A 16,303-nucleotide genomic window follows, 5' to 3' on the forward strand; every position below is an offset into this window, starting at 1 on the left:
CGTCGAAACCGGGGTCCCAAAGAAATCAACGACAAGACCCAGCAAGGCTTAACGATCCGCGCACTGGTATGTCCTCATTCAAACGTGCCGGACACGTGTACGTGACAGCTCCCGCCCCCCTACTTGCACTCGGTACTCACCACGTTCCCGTCATCAATGACGGTGCACACATGCGTCGTGTACTCGAAGGGGTCGCCGTCGAAGAGGACAAGATCGGCGGCCTGGCCGGACGCGATTGTGCCGATCCTGTCCAACCCAAGGATCTCGGCGGGGGCGCTCGTTATGCTCTCCAGCGCCGCCCGACGGGGCAGCCCGTTGGCCATTGCAATCGCGGCTTCGTAGAGCACAATGCGCGTCTTCGGAACGTACGGTTCCCATCCGCTCTGGATGGCCACCGGGATGCCGGCCTCGTGTAGCCGTCCAGCAGTCGTAAAGGCCGCGTTCTGCGTCGTGCCGCTCGGCCGCGTCATGGTGGGATGTAGAATCACCGGCACGTCGGCCTCCTCGATCTCATCAGCAACGAGGTACGCCTCCGACGCCCCGTCCAGAATCATGTCGAACCCAAACTCCTCCTGTAGCCGCAGAGCCGCCTGAATGTCATGCGCGCGGTGGGCCGTCACGAGAGCCGGGACCTCTCCGCGAAGCACCTTTTGCAACACCCTCGTACCAAGATCCGTCGTCGGCTCCTCCGTATCCATTGCGGCCCGGGCGTCGAGCAACTGTTGTCGGAGCATGGCCACCCCTTTGCCCCGAGTATCGGGCGACTCGAAGCGGGCCTGTGCGTCCGGCCCCAGCGTCATGGCGACGGTCGTGAGCGAGTCCATGACGGATGACGCCACAGTCTCCCCTGCAGTCGAAAACGTGGCCGTCTGGCCACTGATGAGAGCACCGGGGGCATGTCCTGTGTGGACGGTGGTGATGCCCAGCTGACGAACGAACGACACCAATTGCTCGCGCGGATTGTAGGCGTCAATCGCCCGCAGGGCGGGCTGCATGGGCTCGGAAGTGTCGAGCTGATCCTGATCGGCGGGCACGTTGTGAATGCCGGAGAGTCCCACGGTGCCCCGGGGATCAATGAGGCCCGGGGTGGCAACCGTCGCTTCGTGCACCGTGGCATCTGACGGCACAGACACCTCCGTTGCCGGCCCCACTTCGGCAATCGTGCCCTCCTCAATAAGAACGACGCCGTTCACAATCGGGCCCTGGTCGGTCATGGTGTAGAGCGTATCGGCCTGTACCGCGTGCTGGGCATACCCCGCCTGTGAAACGAGACCGATACAAAGAAGAGCGACGAGCGCCAGATTGTAGCGGCGGATAGAGCGAAAAGTCAGCATGTTGGAATCGGATCGGGCGTGAAACAAGGCAACGGGAGGGCCAAAACTCAGTTGTGGACGTGCTGGACAGCATCATCATAGACCCGATAGCCTCCAGTGGCGAAGTCGCGGTCCTCCGGATTCGACCGATCAAACACAACCGTTCCCTCCACCCAGGTCTGCTGAATATTGGTGTAGACACTCAAAGGATCGCCGGAAAGAACGACGAAGTCGGCGTCTTTTCCTTCGTCGAGCGAGCCGATTTCGTCTTCCATCCCCAGCATGCGCGCTCCCGCCAAGGTGACCGATTCGAGGGCCGCCTCGCGCGACATTCCCGCCCGCACCCCGATGGCCGGCTGGCGTAGGAGCAGCCGTGAATCGGTGATCGGGTCGTCCGTGTGGTAGGCCACGTCGACCCCGGCTTCGTTGAGCACCCGACCCGTACGGTAGACGAGTTCATCCGCCTCTTTCTTGCCACCGGGCGAATCGAGCACAATGATGGAGGCCGGCACGTTCGCCTCGGCAATCTCCTCGGCCACCTTCCAGCCTTCGCTCACGTGATGGAGGACTAAATCAAAGTCAAATTCGTCACTGAGCCGGATGGCCGTGAGAATGTCGTCGTGGCGGTGCGTGTGGAAGTGAACGGCGCGCTCCCCCTCCAGAACATCCACGAGCCCCTCCATCCGCAAATCGCGGTCCGGCATGTCGGCCTCCGTCTCGGCCTGCTGCTTCTTGCGCCGGTACGCCTGCGCTTCTACGAAGGCCTCGCGCGCCATTGCAGCGGCGCGGGCCCGTGTGCCCGGAAACGATCCGCTCTCGCGCTGCGGATTGGTGCCGTTGGCCATCTTCATGCCCCCGCACTCTTCAACGGGACGATCGTCGCACGCATTGAGCTCGCCGACGGTCCCTCCATCGCGCAGTTTGAGAAAGGTCGTCTGCCCACTCATCAGGTGACCGGAGCCCGACAGTACTTGCACAGTGGTGATGCCCCCGGCACGGGCGCGGTCCATTGAGGGATGCCGGACATTAATCGCATCGATGGTGCGAACGTCCGGATGGAGAGCCGCCGACCCGTCCCCGCCACTCACCTGCCCGATGTGGGAGTGCGTGTCCACGAGGCCCGGCATAATGACCTTCCCTGCCACGTCGTGCGTCACAGCCCCGTCCGGCACGTCGACCGCTCCCGCTTCCCCGACAGCCTGGATGGTGCCCCCTTGCACGACCATCGTTCCATTTTCAATGGGGTCGGACGAGATGGGATACAAAGTAGCATTGCGGAAGACGTGGGGCTGCTCCTGTGCCTGCACCGGCAGCGTGAGGCACAGGCACAGAACAGCGAACAAGAGAATCCGAGGACGCATGAGCGAGGGGCGAACGGTCCAAAAAAAACGGCGCACCAAGAAGAGTAGGAGCTGGAACCGAAAGGCGCAAGCAACCCCTCGTACGTCAATAATCGAATCCTCCCAACTGAAGGCGTGGCTGCTCTCTCCGCACAATTTGTGCTGTCGCGCACGGCAGAGCGAGCAAGAGGACGCGTGCGCGCCCCCCGTGTACCCAACGTCCGAAAAATGCTCCCCCTCATCTGCGGCATTCCACGATTCGAGACCCGCTACTCCCGGGGCCCGTACCGCGCCGAGGTGCCCGCCTCCGGTATCGACTCCTCAATAAATGAGCGGATGTGCTCGTTGGCCGTCTCCAGGTCCTCTTCGCGCAAGTACATCATGTGCCCACTCCGGTACCCCTCGAAGCGCAGGCGGTCGCGCATCGTCTCGCGCGTGCCGAGATTCCACATCACGTACTTGGCCGAAAAGTAGTCGGTCGCTCCGTCGAAGTAACCGGACTGGACCATGACGTGCAGGTAGGGATTCTGCGCCATGGCGTCCCGCAGCTGCTCGCCGGTGTCGTTGTTCTCTTCATTCCACGGATGAACCGGACCAAAGACGTTGTACTTGAGGTCAGTCTCGAAGCCCAACTCATCGCGGAGGTAGTGGTTGGCAGCCGGCGTAAAGGCGTGGTTCCAGGCAGCGAGTTCAGGGGGATAGTCGTACTCACTGCCCGCATTCTTCCGATCGACGCCCCGATAGCGGGAGTCAAGCCGGCCCACGGTGCGCCCCTCCTCTTGTAGAAGCTGCTTCCAGAAAGCATCGGACGGGACGGCGAGGTTGTGGTTGAGCACGAACTGCTCGGAAAGACCGGAGTAGCGCGCCACCTCCTGTGCCACCGTCTGCCGCCGCGTGCTGTCGATGAAGCCGCCGCGCGTAAGCGCAGGGACGTACTCCTCAACCGTGTAGTCTTCCACCTCCGAGAGAAGGGCCTGCAGATCGCGGCTCTGCAAGTCGCTCGGCAACTGGTCGTGATACCATGCCGTAGCGGCGTAGTAGGGCAGCTTCAGCGCCTCGGAGCGGGGCGACGGCCCGGCCGGCTCCATCCCGAGCCCGGTGGGCGACACGAGGATGACCCCATTCAGGTACATCCAGTGGCTGTTTTGAAGCTCACCCGCGAGCCCCGACACACGCGTCGTGCCGTAACTCTCCCCGATCAGATACTTCGGCGAACGCCAGCGATCATGACGGGAGACAAACGTATCGATCCAGCTCGCCAGATAGTCGACGTCGGCATTGACCCCGAAGAATTCCTCGCGGTCTACGCTGTCATCGAGGATGCGGGAGAAGCCCGTATTGACGGGATTCACGTACACGATGTCCGCCACGTCCAGAATCGAATGCTCGTTGTCCTCCACGCCGTACGGCTGCACGGGATAGCCCTCATCGCTGATTTTGAGGTGCTTCGGGCTCGTGTAGCCCAAATGCATCCAGAGAGAGCCCGAGCCCGGACCGCCGTTGAACGACACGACGAGGGGCCGCCGGGTGCGATCGTCCACGTCGGAGCGGCGGTAGTAGGTGTAGTGGAGCGACGCAATGGCCGTATCGTCGTCGCCGTACACCGGCTGCGTGCCCGTCGTCACCTCGTAGGGCACCGATTCGCCCTGGATGGTCACCTGATCGGTCGCTGTTATGGTCGTGTCGGGCGGCAGGCTGCGCTCTAGCTGCGAATCACTTTTCTCCTGGGCGAGGACCACCCCGCTCCCAAACAGCAGTACGAAGACACTGAGAACGAGCGTTCGGAATCGGGTCGTCGAAAGAATGTGCATGTGGTACGGGGAATCGGACAACAACGTGCAGGCGAAAGAGGAAGGGAAGCCAGTGAAAAACCTATGCTCCACCATCCCAAGCTTCAACCTTCCAAGGATCGATCGAATTACTCAATGACGTCATGCTCACGCGCCACCTCGGCAAACGCGTCGATGGCACGGTCGAGCTGCTCCTTCGAGTGCGCCGCCGACATCTGTACGCGGATGCGGGCCTCCCCCTTCGGCACCACGGGGTAGCTGAAGCTGATGACGTAGATGCCGCGGTCGAGCAGCTCCTCGGCGATGGCCCCGCTCGTCTTCGCGTCGTACAGCATGATCGGCACGATGGGGTGGTCGCCCGGCTTGATGTCGAAGCCCCGCTCCTGCATCTCACTCCGGAAGTAGCGTGCATTCTCCCAAATTGTCTCCCGCCGGTCATCATTCTCCTGCAGCATCTCCAACACCTTAAGCCCGGCGTTCGCGATGGAGGGCGCAATCGCGTTGGAAAAGAGGTATGGGCGCGACTCTTGCCGGAGGAGATCAATGATTTCTTGTCGTCCCGTCGTGAAGCCGCCCGTCGCTCCCCCCAGCGCCTTCCCGAGCGTCGAGGTGATGATGTCAACCTGATCAAGAACGCCCTTGGCCTCGCTCGCGCCGCGACCGCCTTCCCCCATGAATCCGGTGGCGTGGCACTCGTCCACCATCACGAGCGCACCATACTCCTCGGCCAGACGGCAGATCTCATCGAGCTTCGCCACATCCCCGTCCATCGAAAATACGCCGTCGGTGCAAATCATCCGCGTCTCGGCGTCCTGAGCATCCTGTAGCTTCGCCTCCAGGTCGGCCATGTCGCTGTGCTCAAAGACGTGCAGGTCGGCCTTACAAAGCCGGATGCCGTCGATGATGGAAGCGTGGTTCAACTCATCGCTGATGATGGCATCGTCCGGGCCCAACAGGGTTTCGAAGAGGCCCGTATTGGCATCGAAGCACGAATTGTAGAGGATCGTGTCGTCCGTCTCGTGAAAGTCGGAGAGGGCGTGCTCCAAGTCTTTGTGGACGCTCTGCGTACCGCAGATGAAACGGACGCTGGCGACTCCGAAGCCGTAGCGATCCACGCCGTTCTTGGCGGCGTCCATGATCTCCGGGTGGTTGGCGAGGCCCAGATAGTTGTTCGCACAGAAGTTGATGACGTGATCGCCGGACTCGACTTCAATGTCGGCATCCTGCTGGGAGGTAATAACCCGCTCCTCTTTGTAGGTGCCGGCGTCCTTGATGTCTTGCAGTTTCTGCTGAAATGCCTCAGCAGTTTCCTCGGTCATGGACATAGTGGCGTTTGAGGGTTGATTCTTCTTCTATGTGAGAGATCAGATTAGAGCGACGTGCGCCAAAAAGGCAAGCGGTGGACGAGGGCGAAAGAGCGAAAAGAACACAGGGAGGGGCACCCGTCCCAACCGGCAGACGCCCTCCCTCTTCGGAATTATCTCAAAGGGCGGGGACGTATGAATTCAAACGGGCGCTGAGAACATTCCCGTGCGGTAATCGCTGTTTCTGAGCAGGCCCAGACCGGCGTTTTGAGATAACCCTCATGCCCCCACGCTTCCGCTCTCCCATTCCTCTTCGCGCAGGTGCTCGAGCATGTCCTCCGTCATCGCCGCCAGGTCGTACGCCGGCGCCCAGCCCCAGTCCCGACGAGCCGCCCCATCGTCGACCGACGACGGCCACGCCTCGGCAATCTGCTGACGCTCGTCCGGCGCGTAGCTGCAACGGAATCCCGGCACGTGCCCACGGATCGACTCCGCCAACTCCTCCGGCGTAAAACTGAACGCCCCCACGTTGTACCCCTCCCGCACCGTGAGCCCCTCCCCCTCCGCCCCCATCAGGTCCAGGGTCGCCCCAATCGCATCCGGCATGTACATCATCGGCAGCCGCGCCCCCCGATCCAGAAAACACGTGTAGTCCTCCCCCTCCGCCGCTCGCCTCAGCATCTCGACCGCGTAGTCGGTCGTCCCGCCCCCCGGCGCCGTCTTGTAGCTGATTAACCCCGGATACCGCAGGCTCCGCACGTCTACCCCGAACCGGCGGTGATAGTACCGGCACAACAGCTCCCCGCTGCGCTTGGTCACCCCGTAGATCGTCGTCGGGTCCAACACCGTCTGCTGCGGGGTGTTCTCCTTCGGCGTCGACGGCCCGAACACCGCAATCGAAGAGGGCCAAAACACCCGCAGCCCCTCCCCCCGAGCCAGATCAAGCACATTTTTGAGCCCGCCCATGTTGACCTCCCACGTCCGGTCGGGCTGCTGCTCTCCGGTCGCCGACAGCAGGCTCGCCAGGTGGTAGACCGTCCCGACGTCGTAGGCAGAGATTACCTCCGCAAGGGCCGCCCGGTCCCGCACGTCCGCCTCCTCAAAGGGCCCCTCCCGCGGCTGCCCATTCGACGCCGGCGGCGGCTTCAGGTCCAGGCCCACCACCTGCCGCGCCCCGTGGCGCTCGCGCAGCGCCGCAACCAGCTCGCTGCCAATCTGACCGTTGGCGCCGGTGACCAGAAAGCGGGACATACAGTCGAGGAAGATCCATTTGGAAAAACGATTCTCGGATACTCCCTCTACGTGTTCTTCCCCCCCTCGTTCGGAACCGCTTCCACCCCGAGGCGGCATTAATTCCGATTTCGGAAAGCGCTTCCATCCAGATCTTTACGCGTTCTCCAAAAATATTTTCAGTTTTCGCTTGACAAACCAAAGAAAGTAGAGTAGGATAGGGTCGAGTCAAAAAGAAATAGCAATCGGAGGACAGTGGCACACAGCATTGACGAAATTGACACCAAAATCCTCGAGCTTCTTCAGCAGGACGGTCGCATGAAGCGCAGCGACGTCGCCGACGAAGTCGACCTATCGATCTCCGCCGTGAGTGAGCGGATGCGAAAGTTGGAGGAGCGCGGTGTCATTCAGGGATACAAAGCCATCGTCGATGCCAAGCGCCTGCGTCTCGACATCACGGCGTTCATCCGCGTCTCGGTTGATGGATCGGAGCACTACTCCACCTTCATCGACCGCGTGACCAGCATGGAACAGGTCCTGGAGGTGCATTCCATCACGGGCGCCGGTTCGCATGTGTTGAAAGTGCGGACCAAGAATACGACCACGCTGGAGCATTTCCTGTCGGAGATTCAGGCGATTCCGGGAATTACGCAGACCACCACCAGCATTGTGCTGAGCACCTTTAAGGAGTCGCGCGCAGTTCCCGCCGAACCGATGGAGCTCTACGACTACGAAGAGGTCACGTCGGAGTCGTAGTCATAAGCTCGACGAGATCAGCCGCCTACCAAGCGAGGGCATCCCGTTCGAGCGTATCCACTCACTTAGACCCAACACTCAACACATGGCCACAAAAGACGACGTCCTGAACCAGATCGAGTCGGAGGATGTAGATTTTCTGCGTCTGCAGTTCACCGACATCCTCGGAACGGTTAAGAACGTTTCGATCCCGGCGAGCCAAGCCAAAAAAGCCTTCCACGAAGGAATATACTTCGACGGGTCCTCAATCGAGGGCTTTGTGCGAATCCAAGAATCGGATATGCGGTTGGAGCCGGACCCGGACACCTTCGCCGTTTTGCCATGGCGAAGCCGACGCGAAGATGATACCGTCACCGCTCGCCTCATTTGCGACGTCATTAATACCTCGACGGGCGAGCCGTTTGAGGGAGACCCTCGATTCGTGCTGAAGCGCGCGCTCGCTCGGGCCAATGAGATGGGCTTCGAGATGAACGCGGGTCCGGAGCCGGAATTCTTCGTCTTCGAGAACGACGAGGACGGCCGGGCCACGACGCAGACCCACGACGCCGGCGGCTACTTCGACCTGGCCCCGAAGGACTCCGCACAGGAGATTCGGGCCGACATTATTTACACCCTCCAGGCGATGGGCTTCGAGGTTGAAGCCAGTCACCACGAGGTGGCCCGCGGCCAGCACGAAATCGACTTCAAGTACGCCGACGGGCTGACGACGGCGGACAACATTGCGACCTTCCGGTCGGTGGTGCGCGCGGTAGCGGAGCTACACGGCGTCCACGCCACCTTCATGCCCAAACCCATTTCCGGCATCAACGGCTCGGGCATGCATACGCACATCTCGCTCTTCGAAGGCGGCGAGAATGCGTTCCACGACGATGACGACGAGTTCAACCTGAGCGATACGGCGTACCAGTTCCTGGGCGGCATCCTGGAGCACGCCCCGGCCCTTACGGCCATCTGCAACCCGACGGTCAACTCGTACAAGCGGCTCGTGCCCGGATATGAGGCGCCGATCTACGTGGCTTGGAGTGACGTGAACCGTTCGGCCCTCGTGCGCAAGCCCGCCGCGCGCATTCCGGCGGCCTCCCGCATCGAGCTCCGCTCTCCGGACCCGTCATGCAATCCGTACCTGGCCCTTGCGGTCATGCTGCATGCCGGCCTCGATGGAATTGAAAACGACCTCCAGGCCCCCAATCCGGTCCGCGAAAACATCTACGAGTTCACCGAGGCGGACCGCGAGGAACGCGGCATCAATACGCTCCCGAGCACGCTCGGTCAGGCCGTAACGGCCCTAAAGGAGGACGACGTCATCCTCAATGCCCTCGGGCCGCACGTGAGCGAGAAGTTCCTCCAGGCGAAGACGCAGGAATACACGGAATTCCTCGCGTCGGTCTCACAGTGGGAGCTCGATCGCTACCTGGAAACATTCTAGCGTAGCCCCCGGCGGACGACCTTCGATTTCTTCGGTCGTCGTCTACCGTACAGGCCACATTCTCACGACGGCTGACCTCTTTCTTCGAGAGGTCAGCCGTTTTTTCTTGTTGGGACCCCATCATGGGATTAGCAAAGGGAAAGCGCCCGGACATTCCGCTCTCCGAGTCAGGGCGCACTCTGAAAGCACTTCCTCCCTTTGGTCAGGGCGCACTCTGAAAGCACTTCCTCCCTTTGGTCAGTGCGCACTCTGAAAGCACTTCCTCCCTTTGGTCAGGGCGCACTCTGAAAGCACTTCCTCCCTTTGGTCAGGGCGCACTCTGAAAGCACTTCCTCCCTTTGGTCAGGGCGCCGTTGAGCGCGAACGGCGCTACGGAGGCCGCTTCATGCAGCGCCGGACCGGACGTTTCCCACTCCTACCCCGGCAGGGCCTCTTCGTACCTGAGGCCTGCAACTGGACTTCGTATTAGACCGGCTATCAATCAAACCCAGTCCCTCAAGCTCCCTCTCGATCTCTGTCTCGAAACCCACAATAACAAAGGCCCCTTGCCTTTCATCAGGCAAAGGGGCCTCTTTTTGTCTGCGTGACTGGCGCGTCAATCGTTCAAATCCGCACGGCGCGAGGGCGTTATTCTACAGCGAGGCCACGACCTTCAACATGTCCATCGCCGTGATGATACCCCGGATCTGGTCGTTCTCGGTGACAAACACGCGGTGGATCCCCCCTCGGTGCATTACCTGCGCCACCTGCTGAATAGGAGTACGCTCGTTCACGTCGTATACCTGCGGCGTCATCACGTGCTCGGCCGTCGTCTCGTCCCCCTCCGTCACGCGCAGGTCCTCCAGATCCTCCTCCGAGTACTGTGCTTCCAGCTCGTGCCGGTAGTACGCGGACGGCCGCTCAGTGGCCGGCTCCCCGGCCGAACTGCTGTGTCGAGCGAGATCCGTGAGCGATATGACCCCCACTAGCGTGCCCCCGTCCACGACCGGGGCGCCCGAGATGCTGTGGTCGACCAAAAATTGGGCCACCCGATCGAGCGGCCAGTCGGCCTCGACGGTTTTGACATCCGTCGTCATCAAGTCTTTGGCACTATTCCACTTCATAGGAAAGAGGGTATACGTCAGCAGAGAGCAAAAAGGAACCAACAATTCGACTCTGGCACCCCCTATCGATCTTCCGGATCGGTGTTGCGGCGGTTCTGTGGAGCACTCGCGAATTTCGTGCGCACCCACGCGATGGCGTAGACCCACGAAGGGGGATGGAGTCTTGGACGGCGGAGTTCTGGCGTGCATCGGTTGCGCCGGAACGGCTTGTGAACGGAAGAGCGCAAATCGTTCTTAGAGGAGGCCGGAGGTTTTTTCACTCTTTTTCGACCACGCTCGATGTCTCCCTCAATCCTCATCACCGGTGCCACCGGCACCATCGGCGCGCTGCTCGTACGCACGCTCGCCGCCCGTTCCATTCCGGCCCGGGCCCTCGTCCGGTCTCATGAGGGAGCGCGTTCGCTCCGTTCCCTCTCCTCTATCGAGGTCGTACAAGGAACCCTCGAAGAACCGGATTCCATCGAGGCTGCCCTCACAGGAATCACGCGCGTGTTCGTATGCACCTCCCCGGCCCCCGAGCAGGTCGTCCTTCAGGGCAATGTCGTAGAGGGTGCCGAGCGCACTCGTCGCCCGATCCATCTCGTCGCGGTGTCGGCCATTGGGGCCGTGCCCCCAGACGTCCCGCTCCAGTTGGCCCAATGGCATCGGGTCACCGAGGCCCAAATCCGAAGCACCGCTCTTCCGGCCACCATCCTTCGCCCGCAGTTTCTCATGCAAACCCTGCTGCGTGCCGCCCCTTCGATCCAATCCGAAAATATGCTCTGCGGCTCCTTCAGTCATGCCCGCCTGCCGATCGTAGACGCGCGCGACGTGGCAGACGCGGCCGCTGCAATCCTTACGACGCCTGACGCCGGGCCGCCCACCGGCAACGGCGAACAAACGAACGAACACGCGGGACAGTCCTATTCTCTCACGGGACCGCAGGCCCTTTCCTACAACGAAATTGCGGCGCTCTTTTCAAAAGAGCTCGGCCGCCCGATCCGCTATATCGACATGCCCGCCGACGCTTATCAGGAGTACCTCATGAGTCGGCGCCTGCCGCAATGGAAAGTGGATGACCTGACCCTGCTGGCCCGTTCGTTTCGGAACGGACACGTATGGCCGGTCTCCTCCGATGTCGCCAGCCTCACGGGCCGTCCTGCCCGCACACTGCGTCAATTCATTCACGACTATTCGTCTGAGTTCCAGCCCCACGAGTCCGCACTCCCTGCCCAGGACCTGTGCCTGCAGTGTGCTACGCCCTTCTGGTCTCTGACTCCTACTGCTTCTTCCTCACATCGATCGCAGGTGTCGTCCTGATCCTGCATTCATGAGCGCGGTTGGAACCCCCGCTCTTCGGGTTCGTGCCGAAGTACGACGACAGACCGTCGCCGTCTCTTTTTGGGCCCGTAGCTCAGTTGGTTAGAGCAGTCGACTCATAATCGATCGGTCGTGGGTTCGAGTCCCGCCGGGCCCACTCTTTTCCCCTTTCCTCGCACTGGCGCTACACGAGACGCTTCTGAACGCGCATCTCGTCGGCCGGCGAGTCGATGACAGGCGCGAGCATGCGTTCGACGATTCGCCGCAACGGCAGTCGGGGGCGCCCCCCCACTCCCAGATCGGATAGGCATGGCTCCCCAAATCCGTTAAAGTGCAAGGGTGGTTCGCCTCTTTCTCTCGGTTTGAAGGCAAACAGGCTACGGAACCTGCACGACAGTTCCACTCCCCGGAATCAGCACGTCCTGGGTGGCCCAAAGCGTCCCGTCCGTGCCAAACGTTTTGGCCGTGAGCATCGGAATGGTCGTGTTGTAGTAGGCGTCCCCCTACCACCTTCCCATCATCAAATTTGCCGTCGAGGACGAGAAAGTACGCCCGAAGGGTGTCACTTTCCGCTCTCGTGTAGTGATCGCGGCGCTCTGCCTCTAAGAGACTGTTTTGATTTTTGAGCGGGTTTGAGAATCGACGAGATATTTCGCAGGAATTGGAGGGCCGTCCGTTGCTCAGAAGGAGCCCCTGTTGGATCCCGACGATCTGCAGTCGTCGCGCTCTTCCTGAACTGTCATCGTGGGAAACCAAAACAGTCTCTAAGTCCCGAACCGCATGGGCGGTGTAGCTGTCTCGTCCCGCTGCGAGAATGTGAGTCGGCGCCCCGATGGTGATCTGGATCTGCTCAGATGGGCCTTCAGCGCGGTCTTGAGACTGTCGAGTCCGGCCACGGTCGGCTCGTATCCCTCCTGTAGTTGACCTCGATCTGGAGCCGCGAAACGGATTCATCGTCCAGAAAGGTCTCGGCCAACGCTGCGGGCGCCGCCTCGCTATCGAACAAGTTCGCCTCCTCCCCGTCGTCGGCCCCGAACCCGTTGGATTCGTGGCCGCGGAGCAGCCGTGCGACGCCGAGAAGCGTGACGGTGCACAGTAGCCGCCCCCCATTCCTACACCGCTTTGATCCTAATACCTAGGCCGGTTCGGATCGGAATTTTATTTTTGTTTTTCCCACAGAGTCAGTTCCCAAAACCCAACACGAGGTGTTATTCATGCAAGCCCTGAATGCTCAACAATCTCTCGTTCGCCTCCTCCTGTCCTATGTCGTCCTGGGCATTGCCGTCGTGCTTCTTCAGGGGTGTACCGACCCCGTAAGTGTTCCCGCCGAAGAAGAGACCTCTCTTGCTGCCACTTCCAGCGCCACTGCCGACGCGAAGATGGGTCCAGGCCAAGCGGCCGGAACGCAGGACGAGACAATCGCTGGTATCGCTGCGAATACCCCAAACTTCTCGATTCTCGTCCAGGCGCTCACGGAGGCAGGTCTGGTCGAGACGCTTAACGGCGACGGTCAGTATACCGTATTTGCTCCCTCAAACGCCGCCTTTGCCGCCCTTATCGACGAGTTGGATGGGGTTGACAGCGCAGAAGAGCTCCTCGCCCTGCCGGCGCTCAAATCGATCCTCCTCTACCACGTCGCACCGGGCCGGCGGTTTGCACGAACGGTCACCCGACAGAAGCGCATCAACACGCTCAACGGTGCATTTCTGTTCGTCGACGAGACCATTCTCACCGACGCCAATAACCGAACCTCCGAAATCGTTGGGGTCGACATTGCAGCACGCAATGGCGTGATCCACGAAATCGATACTGTTGTGCTGCCCCCGCTGAATTAGTTGGTCTTGCGGAGTGCTCCATTTCTAAGAGAAGAGTGCACCAGTGACGGCATCTTCGGCCCGGTGTTCAACACGGCTCTTGGCACATCCTTGGGGCACGTGTTCTCAATCCGGGCGATGATGCCCACCTCTGGTCGATGCTCTGATCGATCTCTCCGAGTCTGGCGTACCCAGGGTTCAGAAGCCATCCTGGGACGGCTCTTCCCTTCGACCTACGACGGCCAGACCGACACTCCCCCCAGGCTCCCACAAATTCAGATTGTGGCGGGTTCGGGTATTGGTATGTCCACATACTGAGATGCCCCAACCAAAACGGAAGAGGCTGCGTCCCTATTCCGCCTCTACGAACGTTACGATGGCCCGCGCCGGGACCAACAGCGAGTCGCTCTGTGTCTCCCCGGCGCTCGGTCGTGCGAAGACGAGATGACGTAGGGCGTCCATTCCGATTCTGTATCGTGGTCGTCCATTTGTACGCGGAACGTTCGCCTCTCCCGCTCCTGGTTGACCGCGACAAGAACCGCCGTCTCCACTCGGCCGCCCGGCAGACCGATACCATCCGGCCCTGAGCCGCCTGCTCGGGCGTGGCCTCATCGGAGCGCTGAACGGCGAGGCACATGACCCGCGGTTGCAGGAAGTGACTGGAATTGTCCAGCCCTCACAGCAGCCTGGAATCGTAGATGATGCTGGTGCTCTGGTTTTTGTCGATGTAGACCAGCCCATCTTTGTAGTCGTCCGGGCTCACGCCCAGCCCCCACGGCCACGACGACGCATTTGCCACCGTCACGTCTATGTGGAGCACGGGGGCCCGTAGAGCGCCGGGGCCCTGCTCAGATCCCGTCCGCAAATCAGGGACTGGTTTGTCAGCACGTGAGAGATCGAACTAGACATACATGACCGAGAACATGTACCTTGGCCTCCCCCCAAAACGGGGACGTGCACGCCGGGAATGCTCTCGTCCCCCTCCGGTGCTGGTCTCGTTCCCAGTGACCCAACGGCTTCTTCCCTTTCGCACTGCCTTGCTCTCCTTCTATGTCCGACTCAATCTCCGACGCACAGGGGCACGCCATGGGCGCGTCCGACTTTGATCCGCGGGACATCGTAACGCCTCACGCCTTCGAGGTCGACGAGGAGCTCCTCAACACCCCACTGGCCGAACCGTGGCAGCGACTGGGGGCCCTGCTGGCCGACCTCGCAATTGCGGGGTTCATCGGCAATGTAGCTGGTGGACTGGTCGGCATAGTCGTGGCCTATGTCTTTTACCGGGTGGCCACGCGTCGTGGGATTGCGTCTCGGTGGAAGCGATGGACACGGGGGTGTCTCGTCCTCATCGGAGCCACCGTGCTCTTCGTCCTCTCGATTGCGCTCGTCCAGGATGCTCACCAATGGGGACCGACGGGCCCCAGCCTCACGGCCTTGATTCCGGGCATCCAGTCCGAGACGTCCGAGCAAACTGAGTTGGATGTACCGAGCGCCGATTCGATGGCCCCTGCTCCCCCGGACTCCGCCCCGCTCCACGTTCTTCAACAGACCGAAGACCTCGACTCCCCTCATCCGCCCCAGGAGTCGTCCCTGCCGCCCGACACGGAGCGTCCCAACCGGGCCGCCAACCTCCTTCAGCACTACGCCCAAGCCATCGCGGAACGCGACTCGGCTGCCCTCGACACGCTGACGGCCCCCGTTCAGTCGCTCGTGGCGGGGCATCGTCTTGCCGCTCTCAAAGAAAACGTCCACACCCTACAGACGCGAAATGGGGAGCTGGTGGACGAGATGGAGGAACTTCAGGAGCAGATCAACGAGCCAAGCCTTTGGCGCATGACCCGGGCCACGGCCAACGACCTTGGGCTCACCATTGGGTGGATCGGGCTCTACTTCACACTCTTTCTTGCCTGGTGGGACGGACGTACGCCCGGCAAGTACCTCTTCGGCATCCGCGTGGTACGGTTGGGTGGGGAGCCTCTCACGCTATGGCAGGCCTTCGAGCGATTTGGAGGGTACGCGGCCGGCATTGCCACCGGCCTGCTCGGATTCATCCAGCTCTACTGGGACCCAAACCGCCAGGGCATCCACGACCGCGTGGCCCGAACGGTCGTCATTCGCACCCGGTCCACCTCTTCTTCCGAACGCGGATCTCAGTGACAGTGCCTCACACCGGCCACTCCTGCTGCGTCCACGCCTGCTCCCAGAACATCCACTCGTAACGAGCACTCGTCGCGAAGGTGGTGAGGGCACGCTCGCGCGCCGCCGGGCCCACGCCCTGCGCCCACTGGTCGAGCCGGCCGGTCAGTTCGTCAATGTCCATCGACTCGTCCGGAGCGGGGTCAGCGTATCGGCGAATCCAGTCGGCGTACGGGTGATCGTCGTCGACCGCGCCGCCCAGCTCGTTCCAGATCCGGGCCCCGAGGTCGCGGTAAAGCCAGGGACAGGGCGCCACGGCTGCAAGGGCCGCCAGACGCGTCCCTCGCTGCGTCCGCTCCAGCATGTGATTCTGATACGCCCGATTGGTCGGGGTCAATGTCAACGTCCGAAGGTCCTCCGGGCCGTAGCCGAGCCGATCGCCGTAGTGCAGGTGAAGCGAGCGCTCGGTTTGCAATGCCCGCTCGGCCGCCTCGACAAACCAAAGCTTGTCCTCGGGATTCGGGCAGCGAGTGCCAATCTGCACGAATGCATCGGCGATGGCCTCCAGGTAGCGCGCATCTTGCATCTGGTAGCACTTGAATCGCTCCGGATCGAGCGAACCGTTCACCAGAGCACGGACAAACGGGTGATCGTGTGAGGCGTCCCAAACGTCGGCGGCGCGGTCTCGGCAGCGCTGGGAAAAGGGACGGTCGTTGGACATGGAAGAAGTCGTCGTTTACAAAACAACATTGATGGAATCGAGCGCGCGGATTGCAGATTTCGACTCCCCGC

At 61.5% G+C, this 16,303-nt stretch carries 13 protein-coding genes and 1 tRNA gene; 6 read left to right on the forward strand and 8 right to left on the reverse strand.

Annotation, left to right across the window (positions count from 1 at the left end; all coding sequences use genetic code 11):
- Positions 1–119: 119 nt before the first annotated feature.
- The 5 genes from BSZ35_RS07770 to BSZ35_RS07790 form a co-directional block, all read right to left on the reverse strand.
- Positions 120–1,334, reverse strand: coding sequence for an amidohydrolase family protein (locus BSZ35_RS07770; protein ID WP_146110031.1), 1,215 nt, complete (start codon positions 1,332–1,334; stop codon positions 120–122).
- A gap of 47 nt (positions 1,335–1,381) precedes the next feature.
- Positions 1,382–2,674 (reverse strand): amidohydrolase family protein, encoded by a 1,293-nt coding sequence (locus BSZ35_RS07775; protein ID WP_105011903.1) that lies wholly within the window; start codon positions 2,672–2,674, stop codon positions 1,382–1,384.
- A 248-nt stretch (positions 2,675–2,922) separates the two neighbouring features.
- Positions 2,923–4,464, reverse strand: coding sequence for a carboxypeptidase (locus BSZ35_RS07780; RefSeq protein ID WP_105011904.1), 1,542 nt, complete (start codon positions 4,462–4,464; stop codon positions 2,923–2,925).
- Between the two features lie 107 nt (positions 4,465–4,571).
- Positions 4,572–5,768 (reverse strand): glycine C-acetyltransferase, encoded by a 1,197-nt coding sequence (locus BSZ35_RS07785; RefSeq protein WP_105011905.1) that lies wholly within the window; start codon positions 5,766–5,768, stop codon positions 4,572–4,574.
- A 258-nt stretch (positions 5,769–6,026) separates the two neighbouring features.
- Complete coding sequence (locus tag BSZ35_RS07790) at positions 6,027–6,998, reverse strand: NAD-dependent epimerase/dehydratase family protein (protein WP_105011906.1); 972 nt, start codon at positions 6,996–6,998, stop codon at positions 6,027–6,029.
- 234 nt (positions 6,999–7,232) lie between these two features.
- On the opposite strand from BSZ35_RS07790, the gene BSZ35_RS07795 reads away from it, so the two are divergent.
- Positions 7,233–7,733 (forward strand): Lrp/AsnC family transcriptional regulator, encoded by a 501-nt coding sequence (locus BSZ35_RS07795; protein WP_105011907.1) that lies wholly within the window; start codon positions 7,233–7,235, stop codon positions 7,731–7,733.
- A gap of 85 nt (positions 7,734–7,818) precedes the next feature.
- Complete coding sequence (gene glnA / locus BSZ35_RS07800; RefSeq protein WP_105011908.1) at positions 7,819–9,159, forward strand: type I glutamate--ammonia ligase; 1,341 nt, start codon at positions 7,819–7,821, stop codon at positions 9,157–9,159.
- A 632-nt stretch (positions 9,160–9,791) separates the two neighbouring features.
- On the opposite strand, the gene BSZ35_RS07805 is transcribed toward glnA, so the two are convergent.
- A complete protein-coding gene (locus tag BSZ35_RS07805) occupies positions 9,792–10,235 on the reverse strand; it encodes a CBS domain-containing protein (protein WP_258096136.1) in 444 nt (147 codons plus the stop codon).
- A gap of 306 nt (positions 10,236–10,541) precedes the next feature.
- On the opposite strand from BSZ35_RS07805, the gene BSZ35_RS07810 reads away from it, so the two are divergent.
- The 3 genes from BSZ35_RS07810 (at position 10,542) to BSZ35_RS07820 (ending at position 13,396) form a co-directional block, all read left to right on the forward strand.
- Positions 10,542–11,561: an NAD(P)H-binding protein gene (locus BSZ35_RS07810; protein ID WP_105011910.1), complete on the forward strand. Its 1,020-nt coding sequence runs from the start codon at positions 10,542–10,544 to the stop codon at positions 11,559–11,561.
- 83 nt (positions 11,562–11,644) lie between these two features.
- Positions 11,645–11,718 (forward strand) — tRNA-Ile (locus BSZ35_RS07815).
- 1,057 nt (positions 11,719–12,775) lie between these two features.
- Positions 12,776–13,396 (forward strand): fasciclin domain-containing protein, encoded by a 621-nt coding sequence (locus BSZ35_RS07820; RefSeq protein ID WP_105011911.1) that lies wholly within the window; start codon positions 12,776–12,778, stop codon positions 13,394–13,396.
- Between the two features lie 655 nt (positions 13,397–14,051).
- Here the strand turns inward: BSZ35_RS07820 and BSZ35_RS07825 are convergent.
- Positions 14,052–14,195: a glycoside hydrolase gene (locus BSZ35_RS07825; RefSeq protein ID WP_181149239.1), complete on the reverse strand. Its 144-nt coding sequence runs from the start codon at positions 14,193–14,195 to the stop codon at positions 14,052–14,054.
- Positions 14,196–14,425: 230 nt separating this feature from the next.
- On the opposite strand from BSZ35_RS07825, the gene BSZ35_RS19730 reads away from it, so the two are divergent.
- A complete protein-coding gene (locus BSZ35_RS19730; protein WP_219846610.1) occupies positions 14,426–15,532 on the forward strand; it encodes an RDD family protein in 1,107 nt (368 codons plus the stop codon).
- A 7-nt stretch (positions 15,533–15,539) separates the two neighbouring features.
- Here the strand turns inward: BSZ35_RS19730 and BSZ35_RS07835 are convergent, their stop codons facing one another.
- Positions 15,540–16,232, reverse strand: a complete 693-nt coding sequence (locus BSZ35_RS07835; protein WP_105011913.1) for a TenA family protein — start codon at positions 16,230–16,232, stop codon at positions 15,540–15,542.
- Between the last annotated feature and the right edge of the window lie 71 nt (positions 16,233–16,303).

This window comes from Salinibacter sp. 10B, assembly GCF_002954405.1.
Taxonomy (GTDB): domain Bacteria; phylum Bacteroidota; class Rhodothermia; order Rhodothermales; family Salinibacteraceae; genus Salinibacter.